Genomic DNA, 20789 nt, shown 5'->3' on the forward strand with positions numbered 1-20789 from the left:
TACTGGTTCATCCAGTGAATTCAATGGTCCGTGGCGACACTCGACCAGTTATCCACAACAGGTTGGGATTGATAAGGGACACAACGCAAACTCCGGGGGTGCAGCCGCCTTGGTGAGCGGATTCGCGCCTTCGCTGACAACTGGCAGGTCGTCCCCGATGTCGATGTTTTGGCTGAGGAACTGGAATGCCGGAGACTCTTGTCGGTGTCACTGAGCCTCACCGGCACTCAGACGATTACACCCGGTAAGCTCGTCGGCACCGAATCGCCGTCATTGGACGTATTCTACAGCAGCGCCAGTGGCGCAAACCGGGGGTAATCAGTTCGCGGCGACTCAGACGGCGGCGGGACGCCTCCGGCGAGCCTTCACAGGTTTCTTCTCAGACCTTTCCTCAGGCTTGTGAGCCTTGTCCTCAGGCTTGTGAGCTCTGTTCTCGGGCTTGTGAGCTTTTTCCTGAGTCTGCGGGCCCTTTTGTTCAGGTTTTTGGGCCTTGGACTTGCTGGGTGGCATCAGCGCGATGTCCAGCACCTCGTCGATCGTCGAGACGAAGTGGAACTTGATCGTGTTGCGTACCTCCTCGGGGATATCAGGCAGGTCCTTTTCGTTGCGCTTGGGGACGATCACTTCCTTGATGCCGGCGCGCTTGGCGGCCAGGGTCTTTTCCTTCAGCCCGCCGATGGGCAGGACCAGCCCGCGTAGCGTGATCTCGCCGGTCATCGCCACTTCAGGCCTGACCGGACGGTTCAGCAGCAGTGAGGCCAGTGCGGTGAACATGGCGACGCCGGCACTGGGGCCGTCCTTGGGCACGGCGCCGGCGGGAACGTGGATGTGGATGTCGCTCTCGGCCAGCAGCTTCGGATCGATCCCCAGCGATTCCGCGCGGGAGCGAATGAGGCTGAAGGCGGCGGTGGCGGATTCCTTCATCACGTCGCCGATTTGACCGGTCAAAAGGATGTTGCCCTTGCCGGGCATGCGAGTGGCCTCGATGAACAGGATCTCTCCGCCGTAGGGGGTGTAGGCCATTCCCGTCGCCACGCCCGGCACCCGTGTTCGCTGGGCCAGTTCGGATTCGTATTTGGGCGGGCCAAGCACCTTGGCGACGTACTGGCGATCAACCACGACGTGATCGACCTTGCCGCTGACGATCTCGGCGGCGATGGCGCGGGCGATCGAGCCGATGTTCCGCTCCAGGTTTCGCACGCCCGCCTCACGCGTGTAGCGCTCGATGATCTCGCGCAGGGCTTCGTCCTTGAAGCGGGCTTCCTTTTCGGTCAGGCCGTTGGCCTCAAGCTGCCGCGGCACCAGGTACTTTTTGGCGATGTGGAGTTTTTCGGTGTTGGTGTACCCGGGGATCTCGATGACTTCCATGCGGTCGCGCAGCGGGCCGGGAACCGTGTCCATCGTGTTGGCGGTGGCGATGAACAGGACCTTGCTCAGATCGAACGGCACGTCCAGGTAGTGATCGGTGAAGGTGTGGTTCTGAGCCGGATCGAGCACTTCGAGCAGGGCGGCGGCCGGATCGCCGCGGAAGTCGGCGCCGAGCTTGTCGATCTCGTCGAGCATCATGACCGGGTTGCGTGTACCGGCCTTGCGGATCTCGGCAATGATGCGTCCGGGCATGGAGCCGATGTAGGTTCTGCGATGTCCGCGGATGTCGGCCTCGTCGCGCACGCCGCCCAGGGCCACGCGGATGAATTTCCGGCCCATGGCTTCGGCGATGGACTTTCCCAGGGAGGTTTTTCCGACGCCGGGCGGACCGACGAAGCAGAGGATCGCGCCTGCGCCGCCGACGTTCTCCTCGCCGGGGCTGCCGTTGATGGCCTGATTGTTGTCCGAGGGCTTGGCTGCGGCCTGACCGGGCTGGGCGGCGCCGGCCTCTGCGGCCTGTTTCTCGCTTTTGGCCTGCCGGGCGCGCTGCTTGAGCTTCAGCACCGCCAGATACTCCAGGATGCGTCGCTTGACCTTTTCCAGGTCGTGATGGTCGCGATCGAGAATACGCCGGGCTTCTTCCAGATCGAGCTTGTCGGGGGTGGTGACCGACCAGGGAAGCTCCGAAAGGATCGTCAGGTAGGTGCGGATCACGCCATACTCGGGAGAGGCGCTGGGAATGGCCTCCAGGCGGGCCAGCTCGCGTTCGGCCTCCTTCATGACGTTCTCGGGCAGCTTGGCGGCGATGAGTTTCTCGCGGAGCTGCTCGATCTCGCCGGCGGTGCCGGCCTCGGTCTCGCCCAGCTCCTTGCGGATCGCCTTCATCTGCTCCTGGAGGTAGTAACGCCGCTGGCTCTTGTCGATGTTCTCCTTGACCTGGGTCTGAATCTTGTTCTGAAGCTCCAGAACGTCGAGCTGGGTGGCCAGCTTCGAGGCGACCATTCGCAGGCGTTTTTCCACGTCGAGTTCTTCGAGCATGGCCTGCTTGTCCGCCACGTCGCCCTGGACATTGGCAGCCAGGAAATCCGCCAGCGCTGACGGCGAGGTGATGCTGTTGAGTACCTGGGCGGCCTCATCGGGAGTATTGGGCGACAACTCGATGACGCGATTGGCCTGCTGCCGCACGGATGCCACCAGCGCCTCCAGTTCCGGTCCGGGGCGAATGATCTCCTCCAGGACCTCGATCTGGCCGACGGCGAACGGCTCGGTCTGCACCAGCCCCTTGAGCCGGAAGCGGACCAGCCCGTGCACGATGATCGACTGGTTTCCGTCCGGGAGCTTGAAGAGCTTGAGGATGGTGGCGGCCACGCCGACGTGGTACAGGTCCTCGAATTTGGGATCTTCCACCTCGGGATTTCGCTGCGTGACGATGCCGATCTTCTTGTCGCCGGGCATCACTTCGTCGAGCAGGTTTTTACTCTTCTGTCGCCCGACGTTCAGCGGCATGACCGTGCCGGGGAACACGACGATGTTGCGGATCGGCAGGATGGGCAGCAGATTGGGAATGGTCAACTGTTGCCCGTTGGAACCGATGCGGATGACGGTCGCATCGCTGGAGCGCTCAAGGATCACAGAATCAGCCATGGTTTATTCAGCAGGCAGCGGGCGGGCGACCGCGAGCAGCGCATGATCCTCGCTGCCTGCTGCCGGCCGCCTGCCGCCGGCTTCTCCTTCACTTTTTAGGCAGATGAATCCACAGCAATCCGTTGCGATAGGTGGCGGTGATCTTGTCCTGAGAGATATCCACGGGCAGTTGAACCTCCCGCGAGAATTGCCCGTGATCGATTTCCATCAGATGCAGCCGCACCCACCTTCGTTGCGGATCGAGCTCGGCTTCAGGCTGTGCGCTGGCGGCTGCCGGGTCGTTGTATTCACCGGGCATTGGACGATGTCCGCGCAGGCGCAGCACGTTGTGGTCGATGGTGACGTCGATCTTGTCCTTATCCACGCCCGCCAGATCCACGCACAGCACGTATGCAGTTTCGGTCTCGTACAGATTGACACTGGGGACCCATGTATCCCCCGGAGCGAACTTGAAATACCCCTTGTGCATCTGTTCGATCATGACCGTCATTTGCCGCATCAGAATGCCAAACGACTGCGGATCTGTGGCTGTACTCACGGGCATGGGAGGACCTCCCGGCGAAAGACAACTTAAACGCACGCCAGACGCCATGCACAAACCCTTGCGCCTGCACGCGCATGATGATATTCCGTTTAACACAGAATCGCCTCCTGCGGTAGGGCAAAAGCCCCGACGCCGGCCCGCGGGGCAGTATCTGCGGCGCGTCAGGGTCGAGGCGCGGCCCGCCCGGGACGCGGGCGGGGACCCACCTGCCCGGGGTCGATGCCGCGAAAACCGATCTGCCCGGCGGGCGAGTCGTCGCTGACGGCAAAGTCAAACCGCTCCGCATCGCGCAATCGCGGATTCACCCCCAGCAGCGAATGACGATCCTGCCCGCATGCCTGCCACAGCTCCAGGGCTTTGGGCTGCGGATCGGCGGCAAGCTGGAACAACAGCGGCGAGCCGCCGACGCTGAAGCAGAGGTTCAAATCCGCCAGCAGATGTCCCCCGGCCGGATCGATCCCGTACCCCAGGTGATAGATCGGCTGCTGGCGTGTGATCAGCAGGTTCCGCTGAAGGGTCAGGCCTGGGCGATCGACCGGTCGTGTGATCGCCACCACAGCCTGCTGGCCGAACGCGAAGATGTTGTTGCGCACAATGTTCTCCCGCCCGTAGTGCTGATGAAAGGGGCTGTGGGAGACGCTGTGGGCGATGTTGTCTTCAATGACGATGTGAGAGCTTCCCTCGTCGGTGTAGATGCCCCAGCCGCCATAGTGGTATGCCCGCACATCGTGAACCAGATTGCCGACGATGCGTGTGCCCGGCTGCACGCCCAGGGTGTAGATTCCGCCCATGTCGCTCAGCCAGCCCTTGCCCAGGTCGTGGATGTGATTGTTTTCGATGAGGTTGTCTCGCGAGATGCTGGCGGCGAAGCCCCAGACCCATCCGACGCTGATGCCGGTGTAGTAGCCGTCGTGAATGTGGTTGTGGGCCAGCGTGTTGCCGAACGTGTGCCGCGCCAGGATTCCGCAGGCGCTGTGAAAGACCCGACCGTAATGGTGAATGTGGTTGTCGGTGATCAGGTTGTTGAACGTCCGGCGATGAGCAGGAGCGTCGGCGTCTGCGCCGGAAAGTTTGATTCCGCCGGCGCCGGCGTCGGCGATCTCGTTGCCGATGATGCGATTGGCCGAGCAGCCCTCCAGCAGCTCGATTCCGTACCAGCCGATGTTGCGGATGGTGCAGTCTTCGATGCCGCAGTTTCGCGCGCCGCGAAGCTGGATGACTGCGGGGATGTTGTAGGCGGCCTGTCCGGCGGCGGCCTTGGGCTTTTGCTGCTCGGGCGGCGCGCCGGGAACGGCGGCATCGGTTCGGCGGTCCCAGTCAGTGTGCTGAAACGTGATGCCGACAAGGCGGATGAACTCCACGAATCGCCCCTCATCGGGCGCGCCTTCGAACTGGATCAACTGCGTAAGCTGCGGGATGACAACCTGGGTATTGTCCGGCGATTCGCCGGGCAGGGGAATGTAGTACAGCGTGCCATCGGAGCGATCCAGGTACCACTCGCCCGGCTCAGCCAGATGCTCCAGGACGTTGTCCAGGTAGTAGCGGGCCCATTTCACGCCCGACTCGTCGCGCAGCACGAACACGCTCTGGAGCGGCGAGCGGACCAGCCGGGTCTGCGGATCGAAGCTGGCCAGGGGCATCCGCTCTTCGATCCAGTAGTGCATGATGACGGCTTCGACGTCGGCCAGGTTCCTGAACGCCCGGACATCGCCGGGCGCGGCGACGAAGCCGAAGCTGCCGCGAAAGTGATCATCCTGAAGGGTGGCGCCGGGAACATCCTCGATCCACAGCCAGTTGGGAGCCTCGTTGGGACCGGGCTTGGGCCAGCGGGCGCGCGGGCGGCGCTGGCCATCGACATAGAGGCTGCGAAAGTAGAAACTGCCGCTGGCCACGCGCGGGACGGTGCTGGTCCAGACCTCGCGATCATTTACCCGGGTGATTTTCCAGGGCCCCACGGCGCGTTGCCCACCAGTGAGGATGGGCTGCTCGCCCGGGAAGGCGGCGTACGTCACCGGGCAGGAATCTTCCGGGGTGAACACGACCGGGGAGGCGATCGGGTAGCTGCCGCCACGAAGATAGACGCTGACGGGTCCGGCGAGCTGCGCGGAGTGTTTCAGCTCGCGGATGAGCCTGCGTGCGCGATCGAGGCTGGCCAGCGGGCCGTCGCTGCCGTCGGCGTTGGGTTCGGGCAGTCGCCCGCTCCAGTTGTCTCGGCCTCGTGTAGAGACGTAAAAGACCTGCACGTTTGGCGCGCTGGTGCCGGGAGCCATGCCGGTGGTGGTTGGGCTGGCGGGCTGTGCGTCGGCGGGGCCGGTGAGCGCGCTGGCCGCAAGCATCGCGATGATCGCCCACATCGCGCCGGCAGACAGCGGCGCACACCGCCCACGCCGCAACGGTACGCTGCCCACTTCTCAGTCCCTCGTTCGAGAAACCGAGTATACCTGCGCACCGTCACATGTGATAGAAAAACTCCTCCTGCACGATCTTCCCGTCGCGGACGGTATAAAGCCCGGCCTCCTCGACGGTCATGCGCTGTCCGGCCATGGGTCCGGCCTTGGGGGTGATCTCGTATTTCATCGTGACGATGAACCGCTCGCCGTGGGGCCAGGGGCCCTGCACCTGTCCGCTGTGGATCGTGTGGTTCTGGAACCACCACTGGTTCTTTTGGCGAATGGCGTCGATGCCCTGCATGCGTGCGGGCATCTCAGGCGAGCCGTGGGTTTCGATGCTGACGATCGTGGGCGCATAAAGCTGCTCGATCGCCTCCAGGTTTCTGCCCTGGTTGCACAGCTCGACCAGTTGTCTGCCGATCTCGAAAGTGTCTGAGGCGCTGCTCATGGTGGACCATCCTTCCTGTGGTCGGGGGTGTAGGAAGCTGTTTGAGAACCCAATGGTCGCGCGACGTGAAGGACTGTAGTCCGCGTGCGGTCCGGGGTCATTCGGAATCTGCGCAAATTTGATTGTTCAGCGGTGAACAAACTCGCTGCGACGATTCGGCGGTTGCACGAGAGGCCGCGGGTGAGGATGATGGGAGCCTGCTCGACGAAGATTCAACGGCTTTGGGGGGAAGGAGACGAGCGATGAACCAAATCAAGCGGTTTGGGGCGGTGTTGCTGGCCGCAGCGCTGACGCTGGGCGGCTGCGAGATGTTCGACAAGGACCGACACGACAAGAACGACGAGGGAACCAAAGAAGAACGGATCGAAGTCTCGGCGTTGCCGGCCAATGTCCGGGCGGCGTTTGACAAGGCATACCCCGGCGCGACGATCAAGAAGGCAGAGAAGGAGACCTACGCCGACGGCACCATCCACTATGAGATCGAGTTTGCCGCGAAGGATGGCACCCGCGGCGAGGTGGAAATCGACGCCGCCGGCGAAGTGCTGCCGGAGCATTAGCGGATCACGCGCCGACAAAGTGAAAAGGCGATGAGTGTGCACATCGGGTGGGTGCCTGCTTGTGTCGCCCATGCGCCTTGTCGCCTTGTCAGGATTTCAAGGAGACTGTTGTGTTGCGCAAAGCGTTGATCGTCTGGGGCGGATGGGATGGGCATCAACCCGAGCAGGTGGCCCAGATTTTTCGGCGCGTGTTGACGGAAGAAAACTTCCAGGTCGAAGTCCGCGATACACTGGATGCGTTTCTGGATGCCGAAAAGCTCATGGGTCTGAGCCTCATCGTGCCGGTGTGGACGATGGGCAAGATCAGCAACGAACAGGCGCGGCCGGTGTTCGAGGCGGTCAAGAGCGGCGTGGGGATTGCCGGCTGTCACGGCGGGATGTGCGATGCCTTTCGCGAGAACACGGAGTGGCAGTTCATGACCGGCGGGCAGTGGGTGGCGCATCCGGGCAACGACGGCACGCGCTACACGGTGAAGATCGGTCCGACCCCCAGCCCCATCACCCAGGGCATCAGAGATTTCGAGGTGTGCAGCGAGCAGTATTACATGCACGTGGATCCGGCGGTGAAGGTGCTGGCTACGACGCGTTTCCCGGTGGCCGACGGTCCGCACGCCGCCAACGGCCCTGTGGACATGCCCGTGGTCTGGACGAAGCTGTACGGCAAGGGTCGAGTCTTCTATGACTCGCTGGGTCACCATGCGGACATCGTGGAATCCGAGCCGAATCTGACGATCATGCGGCGTGGTTTTCTGTGGGCCGCCCGCTAGTCGTGGCAGGCGAGCCGCTCGAGGGTGATAACCTGCGCAAGCCGCTTGCGGCTGGTGGCGGGATGTGTTCGGCTGCCCGGCCTCAGCGGCGTCCTGCCAGACTGGCAGCGGGCGGATGCCGCGGATCAAGGTTTGGCAGTGTCGCCCGCGGCGGCAGGGGGAGGGTCCATGGGGGGAAGTGGTTGTAACTTACTGATGAATAACTATTTGCTGACGCAGCCGCTTGCTGGATCCGTCGCCGCGTCACGGGCACGATGATTGTTATGGTGCTGGCGGTGGTGCCGCTTGGTCTGGCGGCGGTGGTGTATGTCTGCCACGACGACGACAACCAACCCGGCCAATCGGCTGACCGTTCTGCTGGCCAACGAACAGGAAGACTGGCATCAGACGGTCCGTCAGCTCCTGGAACCCCAGGGAGTGCAGACGGTCTCGGCGCGCAGCGGGCGCGAGGCGCTGAACCTGATCCAGACCCGCCCGATCCACGTGGCGGTGCTGGACTACAACCTGCACGGCCTGGGCGGGATGCAGGTGGTGCGGCTGATGCGCGAGATGCGGCACGCGCCGCCGGCCATCCTGCTGGCGCCGCAGCTCACCACGCACCTGCTGCACGAGGCGCTGGGCATGCACGTGTTCAGCGTGCTGTCCAAGCCCGTGGACTTCAACGTGCTGCTGGACACCCTGGCGCGCGTACTGCGCCGACATTACGAAGGCCGCTGGCCCTCGTACTCTTGACCGACGAAAACACAGGTAACGAGTCGTTCAGAACTCGAATCAAAGCCCCTGAAAGGAGTAACAGTATCATGGCCAAGCTTCGTCCTCTCGGCGACAAGATTCTGGTCAAGCGAGTGGAAGCTGAATCCAAGACCAAAAGCGGCATCGTGTTGCCCGACACCGCCAAGGAGAAGCCCAAACGCGGCAAGGTGCTGGCGGTGGGCGAGGGCAAGCGGCTGGAAAACGGCGAACGCGCCCCCCTGTCAGTGAAAAAGGGTGATGAGGTGATCTTCGCCAGCTACGCCGGCACGGAAATCAAACTCGACGGCGAAGAGCTGATGATCATGAGCGAAGACGACGTGCTGGCGGTGGTGGAGTAACGGCAAACGATCCACCAGGGCCCGAACAAGCCTCGGACAGTTGAATCAACCGCGTGGTGAGTTGACCTGGTGGTGCAGTTCCAAACGTGAATCAGGAGAATCCCAATGGCTGCTAAACGAATCGCCTTTGACCAGGAAGCTCGCGAGGCCATCCTTCGCGGGGTCCGCAAGCTGGCCAAGGCTGTGAAGGTGACACTTGGTCCGAGCGGGCGGAACGTGGTGCTGGAAAAGTCGTTCGGCTCGCCGACGGTGACCAAGGACGGCGTGACCGTCGCCAAAGAGATCGAACTGGAAGATTCCTACGAAAACATGGGGGCGCAAATGGTCAAGGAGGTCGCCGAGAAGACGTCCAAAGTCGCCGGCGACGGCACGACCACCGCCACGATCTACGCCGAGGCGATTTACTCCGAAGGGCTGAAGAACGTCGGCAGCGGCGCCAACGCCAATCAGATCCAGCGCGGCATTCAAATGGCCGTTGAGGCGATCGTCGAGGAGCTGAACCGCATGAGCAAAAAGGTCGAAAGCTCCAGGGAGATCGCCCAGGTCGGCGCCAGCTCGGCCAATCAGGATGAGCAGATCGGCAAGATGATCGCCGACGCGATGGAGAAAGTCGGCAAGGACGGGGTGATCACCGTCGAGGAGGGCAAGAGCCTGGAGACCACGATCGAGCTGGTCGAAGGGATGCAGTTCGACAAGGGGTACCTCAGCCCGCACTTCGTCACCGATTTGCAGACGATGGAAGCGGTGCTGGAGGACGCGTACATCCTCATCCATGAAAAGAAGATCAGTTCCGCCCGCGACCTGGTGCCGATCCTGACCAGGGTTGCCGAAGCCGGCAAGCCGCTGCTGATTATCGCCGAGGACGTCGAAGGCGAGGCGTTGGCCACGCTGGTGGTCAACAAGCTGCGCGGCACGCTCAAGGTCGCCGCCGTCAAGGCGCCCGGCTTTGGCGATCGCCGCAAGGCCATGCTCGAGGACATTGCGATCCTTACCGGCGGCACGGCGCTGTTCGAGGAACTGGGCATCAAGCTCGAAAACGTCGAGCTGAACCAGCTTGGCCGCGCCAAGAAGATCAAGATCGACAAGGACAACACCACGATCATCGAAGGCGCCGGCGACGAGAAGGCGATCAAGGGTCGCATCGAAGCCATCAAGCGCGAGATCGACATCACCACCAGCGACTACGACCGTGAAAAGCTCCAGGAGCGGCTGGCCAAGCTTTCAGGCGGCGTGGCGGTGATCAAGGTGGGCGCGGCGACCGAAGTGGCGATGAAGGAGAAGAAGGCCAGAGTCGAGGACGCGCTTCACGCCTGCCGCGCCGCCATCGAGGAAGGCATTCTGCCCGGCGGGGGCGTGGCGGTCATCCGCGCGGCGCAGAAGGTGCTCGACGGCGTGCGCAAGAAGGCCGTCAACGACGATCAGCAGATCGGCATCGACATCGTCCGTCGGGCCATCGAGGCGCCGATCAAGCAGATTGCCGAGAACGCTGGCGTGGACGGCTCGATCGTCGCGCAGAAGGTCAAGGAATCCAAGGAGCTCAATTTCGGGTACAACGCCTTGACGCACGAGTACGGCGATCTGGTGAAGATGGGCGTGATTGTTCCGACCAAGGTCGAGCGGATCGCGCTTCAGAACGCCGCGTCGATCGCGTCTCTGCTGCTCACCACCGAAGCGGTGGTCAGCGAGATCAAGGAAGAAAAGCCCGAGCCTGCCGGCGCGCCCGGCGGCGGGATGTATTGATCCGGCGCAACCGGAACTCGATACTTCTTCAATAAGCCCTGGGAAAGCATTCCCCCTAGGAAAGCATTCCCGGGGCTTTGTTCTGCGCGCCCATGACGTTCCCTGCCGAGTGACGCCGTGTACGCTGTCGCTTATCATTGCACGCGATGTTCGTCGATGAAGCAGTGATCCACGTCAAGGCCGGGGACGGCGGGGACGGGTGCGTCTCGTTCCGGCGGGAAAAGTACGTGCCCAAGGGCGGACCCGATGGCGGAGACGGGGGCGACGGCGGGTCGGTCATCTTCGTGGCCGATCCCAACAAAAACACCCTGATGGACTTTGCCGGACGACATCACTGGAAGGCGCAGCGCGGGCAGGCGGGCATGGGCAAGAAGATGGCGGGCAAGGCCGGGGAAGACCTGATCATCCCCGTGCCCCCGGGGACGCTGATCTATGACCTGGATCAGGGGATCCTGCTGGCGGACCTGGACGCGCCGGGCAAGCGCGCGGTGGTGGCGCGGGGCGGCAGGGGGGGGCGTGGCAACTGGCATTTCAAGTCCCCCACCAACCAGGCGCCCCGGTATGCCGAGCCGGGCGAGCCGGGGCAGGAGCGAAACCTGCGACTGGTGCTCAAGCTCATCGCCGACGTGGGTCTGGTGGGCATGCCCAACGCCGGCAAAAGCACCCTGCTGAGCGTCGTCTCCGCCGCCAGACCCAAAATCGCCGACTATCCGTTCACCACCCTCCAGCCGCAGCTTGGCATCGCCGAGCTCAGCGGCGACCGGCGGATCGTGATCGCCGACATTCCCGGATTGATCGAAGGCGCGCGCCACGGTGCCGGCCTGGGACATGCGTTCCTCCGTCACATCGAACGCACCAAGATCATCGTGCATCTGATCGATCTGTATCCGATGGATGGCTCGGATCCGGCGGAAAACTACCGCAAGATCCGCCGCGAGCTGGAAGCCTTCAGTCCGGAACTTGCCCGCAAGCGTGAGCTGGTCGTGGCTAACAAGATCGATCTGGCCACGGATGATACCGCGATCACCAAGCTTCAGAACGATCTGCCGGATGTGGAGATCATGACGATTTCAGCGGCCACCCGACAGGGCGTGGACAATCTGCTGGAAGAGTTGTGGCGGATGCTGCACGAACCGCCGGAATCATCGCAGACATCATCGGCGGATCAGGCGGGGCGCGGCGGCGATGAGAGCGGCGGCGCCGAGCAGCAGGATCGCGCCGCCACTGAGCGTCAGCCCCAGCGCAATTGAGATCGGACGATACTCGATTAGCAGATGATGTTTCCCCGCCGACAGCGGCACGGCGCGCAGCGCGTGGTTGGCCGGCAGCAGGTGATAAGCCGGCTGCGGCGGCGGAACACCTTCGCGAGTCGCGCGGACCCGCCAGCCGGAGCTGTAGGCGTCGGTGATCAGCAGGATCGCCGCACCAGACAACTCAACCGTCAGCTCGATCCGAGACGGGTCTTGTCCGACCACATGCAGCCTGTCCGGCGAAGCCCGGGCCGCGATGGATTCGCCCGCGGGTACATCACCCGGCGGGTGCGGGTCGGGCGGCTGTTCGAGGATCACCGTCGTGAGCGGATCAAAGTCCGGATCGAGCACGGCCTGGAGCGACTCGGTCGGGCCGCCGACCACGCGCACGTTGCGGATCAGATTGAACTGGGGCATCGGGTTAGCATCGGAAAGCGGCTGCTGGCTGTGGGGTAGGGTCTGTCGCACGCGAAGCATTGCCCACAGCCGCGAGCGGCGAATGTGCCGGGTCACGAACACGCCTTCCAGTCGATCTTTTTCACCGCCGATCAGCCAGCCCAGCAGGTTTCCCCAGCGCCGCGGGACGGAGGTATCGTATCCGCCAGCACTGAGGATTCCGGCCTGTGCCGGGAAGTTCAGCCACACATATTCGCCGATGAGGGCGCGTTGGTCCGGGGCGAGTCGGGACAGCGCAGCCTGCCAGTGCGGCGGGGGCTTGTCGCGCGGGACGAACCGTTCCTGCCATGCTCGGTCAGTGCCTGACCAGACCTGCGCCACGGCCAGGGCCGGCAGCAGCAGCAGCCAGCCGCGATGACGGATCGCCACAGCCATCACCAGGGCGATTTGTGCCAGGGCCAGTGACGCGGATCGCAGTTGGGAGACGGCGAAGTCGGCGCTGCGTTGGATGGTTTGGGGATCGGGCGGCTGGCGCGTGAAGGGCCAGGTTTCACCCGTGTCGGCCAGCCGGCGGATCACGCCTGCCCAGGCGCCCTGCGAGCCGGTGTTTGCCGAGTGGCCGGTGATCAGCGCCGCCGCCAGCATCGTTGCCGCCAGCGCCGCCGCCAGGCATGCCCATCGCCCCAGTCTCCACGGGCGCAGATGCGCGTGGTGTTGAAGGAGCTGATCGAAAGCGCTGGCGGCCAGGGTCGTCGTCGCCAGTGTCGTGAGCAGTCCGAATCTCGCCGGTACACGGAAGTAGTCCAGCCCCGGCACCACCGCCAGCAGCAGGCGATACAGCGGGGTGTACTTGCCCAGCGCCAGGATCAGCCCCGCCAGCAGCAGCGCCACCAGTGACAGATCACGCCAGAATCGTTCGCCGCGGACTGGTTGCCGCGCCGAACCCAGCGTGCGCGCGAGGCCGATGACGGTCAGGATCGTGGCCGTCGCGCCCACGAACAGCGAGGTTTCCCACATCAGCCACCGGCCCAGATAGGGCGAATCGAAGTCATTGCCGAACAGGTGTGGCAGGAAGAGGCTCAGCAGGTTTTCCGGAGGCAGCGAGTAGGAGGAAGCGAAGTCGAAGTCGGTTCCGCCGGCGCGGGTGAGCTCGCGTGCGACGTCGATGGCGGGCAGGAGCTGCGCGGCGGAGATCGCTGCGCCCAGGGCGTACATCGCCGCGAGCGCTGCGGCCAGCTTCGCGGCTTCGGACCTGCGCCGCGACGCGAGGTATCGTCCGGCGGGTATCGCGCTGTAGACCAGCACGCCGATGGCGGTGATGTACGCGATTTGCGGATGCCCGGCCAGGATCTGCATCGCCACCGCGACCGCCCCCAGCAGACACCAGGGCAGTATCCCGCGCCAGCCGCCGCCCAGACGATCCAGCACTCCGTCGATGCACAGCAGGACAAGCGGCATCCACGCGGCACAGCAAAGATGCGGCAGGTGGCCGGCATAGATGTGCATGGACATCGGCCCGCAGAACATGAACAGCGTGCCGCCCATCAGCGCCGCGATACTGCCTGCACCGCGGCGACGGCACCACATCGCCGCCACCAGACCCGACATCATCACGTGCATGGCGATGATCAGGTTCATCGCCCGATTCGGCGAAAGCGGCGCGGCCAGCAGCCAGTTGGGAGGATAGAGCACTGCATACTGGAGGTTGCCCAGTGCCGGCACCCCGCCAAAGCTGAACGGATTCCACACTGGCAGGTGCCCGTCGCGCAATTGCTGGGCGACAAAGCGCCGCAAGGGGTAGAACATCACGTCCAGGTCCATCCCCGCCGACGAGATCACCGAGCGCGCGCTGGTCAGCAGGTCCCCGAAGCGCAGCGCCGTCACCGCCAGGAAGTAGACCGGCGCGATCAGGGCGAAGCGCAACGGCGTGCGGCACCGGCTGCCCGCGCCCGTCCGGCCGCAGCGCGTCGCCGTCGGCTCCTCACAGACCTTCGTTCGCAGCGAATCATCCACAGGGCGGGCATTTTAACCGCCCGCGGCGCGGTGGCGCCTTGCTTGGCCTGGTTCCGGCGACGTACCATCGGTCGCTGGCCAGTCAATTGAAATCTGAGATCAAGGTGTGTGGATGTTGCCCGAATCGATCAACGTGGCGCTGAAAGAGTGGCACGCCGTCTGCCGCGCGCTGGAAACCGGACGGCAGATCATCCTGCTGCGTAAGGGCGGAATCTCCGAATCGATCGGCGGATTTCAGCTCGAACATTCGCAGTTCCTGCTGTTTCCCACCTACCTGCACCAGAGTCTGGGGATGCTCAAGCCCGAGGCTCATGCATGGTTCGAGTCGCGCAACGAGGAACCATCGACGATCACGCTGGCGCTGGCGGGGGAGGTGAGCGACATTGTGCAGTTGAAGACCCGCGCACAGATGGACGCGCTGGATGCCGAGCACATCTGGACGCCGCCGCTGATCGACATGCGCTTCAACTACCGTCCGAAGAATCCGCTGTACCTGCTGCTGGTGCGCGTCTATCGCCTGCCGGCGCCGACGACGGTGCAAAACACACCCGCCTACGCCGGTTGCAAGAGCTGGGTTCCGCTGGAGCAGGCGATCGACGTAGGCGAGGCCGAAGCGATCCTCACGGATGAGCAATACGCGCGGCGACGGCGCAGCGTGCTCGAGATGCTCAAATGATCGCGCCGGCGGTTTGAAGTGATGCCAGTGTGCGGACCATGCGGCGTCGCAGTGTTGCCGACAACACCCGCGGCTGCTTTCGCAGGGCGGTTTCAGTCCTCCGGTTTTTCGCCCGGCGGGGCCATTTTCACGATCCGGGGGTCGAATCGCCCTACAACTTCCACCAGATCCGACTGCGCCGCCATCACCTCATGGATGTCCTTATAGACGAAGGGCACTTCGTCGAGTCCGGCCGACAGAAGCTGCACGCCCGCCCGCTCAAGCACCGGCCTGACATCGCTCCAGCGGAAGGTTTCCCTGGCGGCGGCGCGGCTCATTTGCCGTCCGGCGCCGTGCGCGGCGCTGTTCAGCGATTGGGGATTGCCCTTGCCGCGTACGATGAATGCCGGCGAGGCCATCGAGCCGGGGATCACGCCGAGCACACCCGGCGCCGCGGGCGTGGCCCCCTTGCGATGCACGATCAGCTCCCGTCCATCGTGCACTTCCTTCCAGGCGAAGTTGTGATGGTTCTCCACTCCCGCGATCACCTGCGCGCCGATCGCCCGCGCGATCCGCTGGTGGATCAGCGCGTGATTCGCCGAGGCGTACTTGCCCATCAGGTTCATTGCGGCGAAGTATTCCTGGCCAGGCTCGCTGTCCAGATCCAGCCACGCCAGGTGACGCAGTTTCTGCGGCAGCTCAGGATGCAGTTGCATCGCCAGTTGGGAGTAATACCTGGCGACCTCGGCGCCTGCGCCGCGGCTGCCGCTGTGGGACAGAAGCGCCAGGTATTGTCCGGGCTCAAGTCCCAGTTCGGGCTTGTCCAGCGTGAGGATTCCGAACTCGACGAAGTGATTGCCCGATCCGCTGGTTCCGAGCTGTGCCCGGGCCTTGGGGAAGACCTGTTTGGTGACCGGGCTGACGGACCAGTCTTCGTCCAGGACTTCGTGTTCCAGGGGTTTGGAAAACTCGGCGCCGACGCCGAAGCGGGTTTCGCGCTGAAGGGCGCGCACCAGCGTGTCGTTGAGCCGCTGAATCTGATCCGCGGGAATATCGAAGACCGACAGCTTCATCCGACAGGCGATATCCACGCCGACTGCGTAGGGGATGATGGCATTTTCAGTTGCCAGCACGCCTCCGATGGGCAATCCATAGCCGACGTGCGCATCGGGCATCAGCGCCCCGCGGACGGAGACGGGCAGTCGCATGGCGGCGTCCATCTGAGCCAGGGCATCGGGGTCGGGATTCTGGCCCCAGACCTGATAAGGCGCCGGCTGCTGCCGCTCGGTGAAGGTTGGCTGGTTCTGCTGCTCGGCAAGCACCCGCGCCAGCTCCCCAAAGTATGGATGCGAGGCATTGCCTTGCGGATCATCCAGCACTTTCTTCAGCTCGCGCTTGACCGCCTTTTCGCTGCCCAGTTCCTGCTTGGCGCGCGGGATCAGTCGCAGCGCCACACCGATTGCCGGACCCGGCTTCAAGCCCAGCTTGATCAGATCCTTGCCGGTCATAGGCCGCTCCGTCCTATAATACGCGACGTGACGGGATTGAAGCAGCGTCCGGTTTGTCGGGCGTGGTGTTTTTTAATGGGAATAACTGCATCATTTCGCTAAAGTCAGTGAAATGGAAGAAGTTCTTCCGCCCCAAACCGAAGAGGGCGCAGGCTTTGAGCGCACTCGCGTCCCGCAGTTCACGATCTTTCTGGAAAACCGCGTCGGGCGGCTCAATGCTCTGGTGCGCCTGCTGGAAGAACACGTCGGCGTGATCAACGCCCTGGCGATCGAGGAGTCCGCTGACGCCGCACTGGTCCGCGTCGTTTGTTCCAACCCTGACGACGGGCGCGAGGCCCTGAAGCGCGCGGGCTTCAGCTTCAGCGAGACCGACGTGCTGGCCGTCGAACTGCCCAAGGGCAGCAACAAACCGCTGGCCAGCATCTGCACGGCGCTTTTATCGGCCGAGATCAACATCCATTACGCCTATCCGCTTCTGGCGCGTCCGCGCGGGCCGGCTTTGGCGCTTTATGTGGACGACCCCACGCTGGCGGCGCAGATTCTGATCCGCAAGGGTTTCATTCTGATTGGGGAGAGCGACCTGAAGGTCTGAGCTGGCTGCTGCGCAGCAGACGCATTGCAGCATCATCGCGTGCTTTCCCGATAGTACTTCTGCCGATTGGCGGCCTGGTTCGTACTTGCGCCGCGGCAGGAGAAAGGCGTGCACGATCTGCCCGCAACCCGCCTGCGCTACCTGATTCATGGCCACGGCGTCGAGCTGGTCTGTTCCCTGCCGGCGCTGCTGGATCCGCTGCAACAGGCCTTGGGGCAGTTCGAAGACCGCGCGCAGCGCCCAGCCACCGCCAGGCCCGTCGCCGGCGTTGTCGGTCCCTATCGCCAGGATCAGGTCCTGCGTCACCTTTCGCCCACCGCCACGCGAGTCGCCTGCGACGCGGAGGCCACCAGCGAGCTGTACGAGGAGGCCGAACGCTTCTGGCTTATCGACGATCACTGGGGATTGTGTCAGATCAATATTCTCAAGGGTCAGTTCCGCGGTTGGATCGTTTGCGAGCCGGCGATCGATGCCGCGACGGCGGTCGAACGGGCGGTGATGTGGCCGATTGCGCAGCTCTTGCGTCCGCGCGGGCTGTGGCTGGTTCCGTCGGCAGCCGTGGTGCGCGACGGGTGGGGCGCGTTGCTGATCAGCACGTTCAGCATCGAGCCGGAGGTGACGGCGCTGGTCCGCGCCGGCTACCGCATCGTCGGGCAGAACTGGACGGCGCTGCGCGAGCAGGAGGGTCGAACCCAGATGCTGGCCATGCCCGGATACGTTCATCGCCTGCTGAGGCGGGGGCCGACGGCGCCGTGGGTCTGGCAGCCGGCGGCGGGCCATCGCGTCGATCTGACCGCCGAATTTTGCGGCTGCGGCTGTCCGCAAGCCTTGTGCGATGCAGTGATCCTGATCTGTCCCGGGCGCCGGCCGCTGCCGCACCTGGAGCCGATCAGCCCGCCCAACGCGTTGTCGGCGGTGCGTCGCGCCTGGCCGATCGTCGAGCTGCACCCGCAGCGCCGCCCGGGGTTGATGCCCGCGCGGCTGGCGCAACGCTGTGCCGTGTTCAGCATGCAGCTTTCGCGCGATCCGCGCCATGTGCTGGATCTGCTTGAGGCGGCGCGTACCCGCCGTCCATCACGACCCAGCGTCTGGATCCACGCGCCCAACATCCGCCGTCCTGTCGTGGCGTAGACCGGTCGCACCGATTGTTGAAAAAAAAGACAACCCGCGACCACTGGCCGCGGGCTGGGCTTGTCTGATTCTGCTTCTTCGCTTTACCGCTTGGAGAACTGGAATCGCCTGCGTGCGCCGCGCTGGCCGTATTTCTTGCGTTCTTTCATGCGGCTGTCGCGGGTGAGGAAGCCGGCGTTGCGCAACGTGCCCTCCAGCGAGCTGTCGTACTTGGCCAGGGCACGCGCCAGGCCCATGACGATGGCGCCGGCCTGCCCCGACAGCCCGCCGCCGGTGGTGTTGACAAACACGTCCATCTTCCCGCCGGTGTTGGTGACCTCCAAAGGCCCGAAGATCGCCTTGCGATCCTGTTCGGCGGTGAAGTAGTCGTTGATGCTTCGCCCGTTGACCTCGATCTTGCCAGTGCCCGGGGCGATGCGCACGCGGGCGACGGAAGTCTTGCGTCGGCCCACCCCCCAGACGTAACTGGGCCTGACCTTCGGAGCCGCGGCTTCGCTGGACTGCTCGATCGTGGGAGTTACGGTCTCGGACATATCAATTCAAACGCCACATGTCGAATTCCAAGTACCGAATGATGACGAATCACTGGGCCTTGGGCATGGGCGATTCCTTTCAGGCTAACTTCAGTTCCTTCGGCTGCTGCGCCGCATGCGGGTGCTGGTCGCCGCGATAGATTTTCAATTTGGTGAGCATATGCCGTCCCATGCGGTTTTTGGGCAGCATGCGCTTGACCGCCAGTTGGACAATCCGCTCGGGGTGATGCTGCTGCATCACGCGGAACGGGTACAGGTGTCTCCCGCCGGGGTAGCGGCTGTAGGTCTCGTACTGGATCGCGTCGGCCTTGCGACCGGTGACCCGCACCTTTTCAGCATTGAGGACGATGACAAAATCGCCGCAGTCCACGTGAGGGGCGTAAGTGGGCTTGTGTTTGCCCTGGAGGATGGTGGCGATACGAGCCGCCAGCCGACCCAGGATCTGCCCGCTGGCGTCCACGACGTGCCACTGCGGCTTGATTTCGCCCGGTTTGGGCATATACGTGCTCATGACGTTTCCTTGGGGCGGCGTGTTGCCCGCCGCATCGTCCGGACCTGCGTTCGCGCCGGTAGCCGCTGTGGACCGCGGCGTGAGCGACAGTCGCCCGGCAAAAAACCAAAACACCCCCGTTTCCGCCGGACGCCGTCCGCCGGATTCGAAGGACGCAGCAGTCTATCCACCCCGCCCCCGCTGTCAAGCACGGGGCGGGCCGCTCCAGGCACGAAAGACCACCGCTATCGGGGTTCCCTGAGAGCCCAAGACAACACTGTTCCTCGCACCGACCCAAGCCTCAATCGCCGTGTTGATTGTGCGCTGCCGGACAAGACAGGCACATCACGCCTAATGCGGCATCGGGAACCTGGCGGCGAAGTCGGCGACTTCGGCGCGGATTTTGGCGATCGTCGCAGCGTCGTCCTTGGCGGCCAGGGCGCGGTCGATGAAGTCCGCTACCGTCGCCATCTCCGCTTCCTTCAGGCCGCGGGTGGTCAGTGCCGGCGTGCCCAGGCGGATGCCGCTGGTAATCTTGGGCGGACGCGGGTCGTTGTAGATCGCGTTCTTGTTGGCGATGATCCCGGCCTGCTCCAGCGCTTTTTCCGCATCCGCGCCGGTGTAGGCTTCGTTTCTGGCGCGCAGATCCACCAGCATCAGGTGATTGTCCGTCCCACCGGACTGAAGCCGATACCCCTTTTTCATCAGCGCATCGGCCAGCGCTTTGGCGTTTTTCACGATCTGCTGAGCGTACGTCTTGAATTCCGGTCGCAGCGCCTCGCCGAAGGCGACAGCCTTGGCGGCGATGATGTGCATCAGCGGTCCGCCCTGGGATCCGGGGAACACGCTTCGGTTGATCGCCTTGGCCAGCTCGTCGTCGTTGGTCATCAGCAGCCCTCCGCGCGGGCCGCGAAGCGTCTTGTGGGTCGTGGTCGAGACCACATGTGCATGGGGGAACGGCGAGGGATGTACGCCCGCGGCGACCAGCCCGGCGATGTGCGCGATGTCGGCGAACAGCAGCGCCCCGACCTCGTCACAGATCTGCCTGAACCTGGCGAAATCGATCGTCCGCGGATAGGCGCTGTAGCCGCAGAGAATCATCCGCGGGCGATGCTCTCTGGCTTTGGCGCGGACGCTGTCGAAATCGATCGTTTCGGTGCGGGGGTCAAGGTCGTAAAACTCGGGCTTCCAGAAGATGGCCGAGGCGTTCAGCTTCATTCCGTGGCTGAGGTGTCCGCCGCTGGAAAGCTGAAGCGACAGGAAGGTATCGCCCGGCTTCATCATGGCCATGAAAGCGGCGAGATTGGCGTTGGCGCCGCTGTGGGGCTGGACGTTGGCGTACTTGCAGCCGAAGAGCTGCCTGGCGCGTTCGATGGCCAGGGTTTCGATCTGGTCGTAGTACTGGCATCCGCCGTAGTAGCGCGCGCCCGGATAGCCTTCGGCGTACTTATTGGTCATCACGCTTCCCGTGGCCTGCATCACGGCGCGCGAGACGTGGTTTTCCGAGGCGATCAGCTCCAGGGTCGATTCCTGCCGCCGCTGTTCATTGCGGAGGATCTCGGCGACGGTTGGATCGGTTTCTTCCAGGCACATGGACACGTTGGCTCCCTTCGGTTTCCGGGAATGCGTACGGGAATTCAAGAAGGCGCGGGATTGTAGCGGAGGCGGGCGG

18 protein-coding genes are annotated in these 20789 nt (G+C 63.9%); 9 read left to right on the forward strand and 9 right to left on the reverse strand.

What is annotated here, in order from left to right:
* Positions 1-333 precede the first annotated feature (333 nt).
* The 4 genes from lon to ACQS5P_RS12660 all read right to left on the reverse strand — a co-directional run bounded on the left by lon (position 334) and on the right by ACQS5P_RS12660 (position 6394).
* The gene (lon, locus tag ACQS5P_RS12645; RefSeq protein WP_428936975.1) at positions 334-3012 is read right to left on the reverse strand and encodes an endopeptidase La; all 2679 of its coding nucleotides are present in this window, start codon (positions 3010-3012) and stop codon (positions 334-336) included.
* Positions 3013-3100: 88 nt separating this feature from the next.
* Entirely contained in the window at positions 3101-3556 is a 456-nt protein-coding gene (locus tag ACQS5P_RS12650; RefSeq protein WP_428936976.1) for an Hsp20/alpha crystallin family protein, read from the reverse strand.
* Between the two features lie 161 nt (positions 3557-3717).
* Entirely contained in the window at positions 3718-5910 is a 2193-nt protein-coding gene (locus ACQS5P_RS12655; protein ID WP_428936977.1) for a right-handed parallel beta-helix repeat-containing protein, read from the reverse strand.
* 97 nt (positions 5911-6007) lie between these two features.
* Positions 6008-6394 (reverse strand): SnoaL-like domain-containing protein, encoded by a 387-nt coding sequence (locus tag ACQS5P_RS12660; protein ID WP_428936978.1) that lies wholly within the window; start codon positions 6392-6394, stop codon positions 6008-6010.
* Positions 6395-6636: 242 nt separating this feature from the next.
* Here ACQS5P_RS12660 and ACQS5P_RS12665 point away from each other — a divergent pair, with 242 nt between their 5' ends.
* The 6 genes from ACQS5P_RS12665 (at position 6637) to obgE (ending at position 11799) form a co-directional block, all read left to right on the forward strand.
* The gene (locus ACQS5P_RS12665; RefSeq protein ID WP_428936979.1) at positions 6637-6951 is read left to right on the forward strand and encodes a PepSY domain-containing protein; all 315 of its coding nucleotides are present in this window, start codon (positions 6637-6639) and stop codon (positions 6949-6951) included.
* A 113-nt stretch (positions 6952-7064) separates the two neighbouring features.
* Positions 7065-7718, forward strand: a complete 654-nt coding sequence (locus tag ACQS5P_RS12670; RefSeq protein WP_428941022.1) for a ThuA domain-containing protein — start codon at positions 7065-7067, stop codon at positions 7716-7718.
* A 306-nt stretch (positions 7719-8024) separates the two neighbouring features.
* Positions 8025-8450 carry a response regulator gene (locus ACQS5P_RS12675; RefSeq protein ID WP_428936980.1) on the forward strand — a complete coding sequence of 142 codons (426 nt, stop codon included), beginning with the start codon at positions 8025-8027 and terminating at the stop codon, positions 8448-8450.
* A 68-nt stretch (positions 8451-8518) separates the two neighbouring features.
* Complete coding sequence (groES, locus tag ACQS5P_RS12680) at positions 8519-8809, forward strand: co-chaperone GroES (RefSeq protein WP_428936981.1); 291 nt, start codon at positions 8519-8521, stop codon at positions 8807-8809.
* A gap of 105 nt (positions 8810-8914) precedes the next feature.
* The gene (gene groL, locus ACQS5P_RS12685) at positions 8915-10549 is read left to right on the forward strand and encodes a chaperonin GroEL (RefSeq protein WP_428936982.1); all 1635 of its coding nucleotides are present in this window, start codon (positions 8915-8917) and stop codon (positions 10547-10549) included.
* A gap of 146 nt (positions 10550-10695) precedes the next feature.
* Positions 10696-11799 (forward strand): GTPase ObgE, encoded by a 1104-nt coding sequence (obgE, locus tag ACQS5P_RS12690; protein ID WP_428936983.1) that lies wholly within the window; start codon positions 10696-10698, stop codon positions 11797-11799.
* Here obgE and ACQS5P_RS12695 read toward each other — a convergent pair.
* The gene (locus tag ACQS5P_RS12695; protein WP_428936984.1) at positions 11704-14208 is read right to left on the reverse strand and encodes a hypothetical protein; all 2505 of its coding nucleotides are present in this window, start codon (positions 14206-14208) and stop codon (positions 11704-11706) included. The genes obgE and ACQS5P_RS12695 overlap by 96 nt on opposite strands.
* 112 nt (positions 14209-14320) lie before the next feature.
* Between ACQS5P_RS12695 and ACQS5P_RS12700 the strand changes: the two genes are divergently transcribed.
* A complete protein-coding gene (locus tag ACQS5P_RS12700; RefSeq protein ID WP_428936985.1) occupies positions 14321-14884 on the forward strand; it encodes a DUF1802 family protein in 564 nt (187 codons plus the stop codon).
* Between the two features lie 92 nt (positions 14885-14976).
* On the opposite strand, the gene ACQS5P_RS12705 is transcribed toward ACQS5P_RS12700, so the two are convergent.
* Positions 14977-16371 (reverse strand): RtcB family protein, encoded by a 1395-nt coding sequence (locus ACQS5P_RS12705; RefSeq protein ID WP_428936986.1) that lies wholly within the window; start codon positions 16369-16371, stop codon positions 14977-14979.
* Positions 16372-16483: 112 nt separating this feature from the next.
* On the opposite strand from ACQS5P_RS12705, the gene ACQS5P_RS12710 reads away from it, so the two are divergent.
* Both ACQS5P_RS12710 and ACQS5P_RS12715 read left to right on the forward strand, forming a co-directional pair.
* Positions 16484-16963 (forward strand): acetolactate synthase, encoded by a 480-nt coding sequence (locus ACQS5P_RS12710; protein WP_428936987.1) that lies wholly within the window; start codon positions 16484-16486, stop codon positions 16961-16963.
* Positions 16964-17071: 108 nt separating this feature from the next.
* On the forward strand, positions 17072-18094 hold the full coding sequence (locus ACQS5P_RS12715; RefSeq protein WP_428936988.1) for a hypothetical protein: 1023 nt from the start codon (positions 17072-17074) through the stop codon (positions 18092-18094).
* Between the two features lie 83 nt (positions 18095-18177).
* Here ACQS5P_RS12715 and rpsI read toward each other — a convergent pair whose 3' ends face one another.
* From rpsI to glyA, 3 genes are all read right to left on the reverse strand, one after another.
* A complete protein-coding gene (gene rpsI / locus ACQS5P_RS12720) occupies positions 18178-18627 on the reverse strand; it encodes a 30S ribosomal protein S9 (protein ID WP_428936989.1) in 450 nt (149 codons plus the stop codon).
* 79 nt (positions 18628-18706) lie between these two features.
* A complete protein-coding gene (rplM, locus tag ACQS5P_RS12725; protein WP_428936990.1) occupies positions 18707-19138 on the reverse strand; it encodes a 50S ribosomal protein L13 in 432 nt (143 codons plus the stop codon).
* Between the two features lie 330 nt (positions 19139-19468).
* Positions 19469-20710 carry a serine hydroxymethyltransferase gene (gene glyA / locus ACQS5P_RS12730; protein WP_428936991.1) on the reverse strand — a complete coding sequence of 414 codons (1242 nt, stop codon included), beginning with the start codon at positions 20708-20710 and terminating at the stop codon, positions 19469-19471.
* Positions 20711-20789 lie beyond the last annotated feature (79 nt).

The organism is Fontivita pretiosa (assembly GCF_050410795.1).
GTDB lineage: Bacteria > Planctomycetota > Phycisphaerae > Tepidisphaerales > Tepidisphaeraceae > Fontivita > Fontivita pretiosa.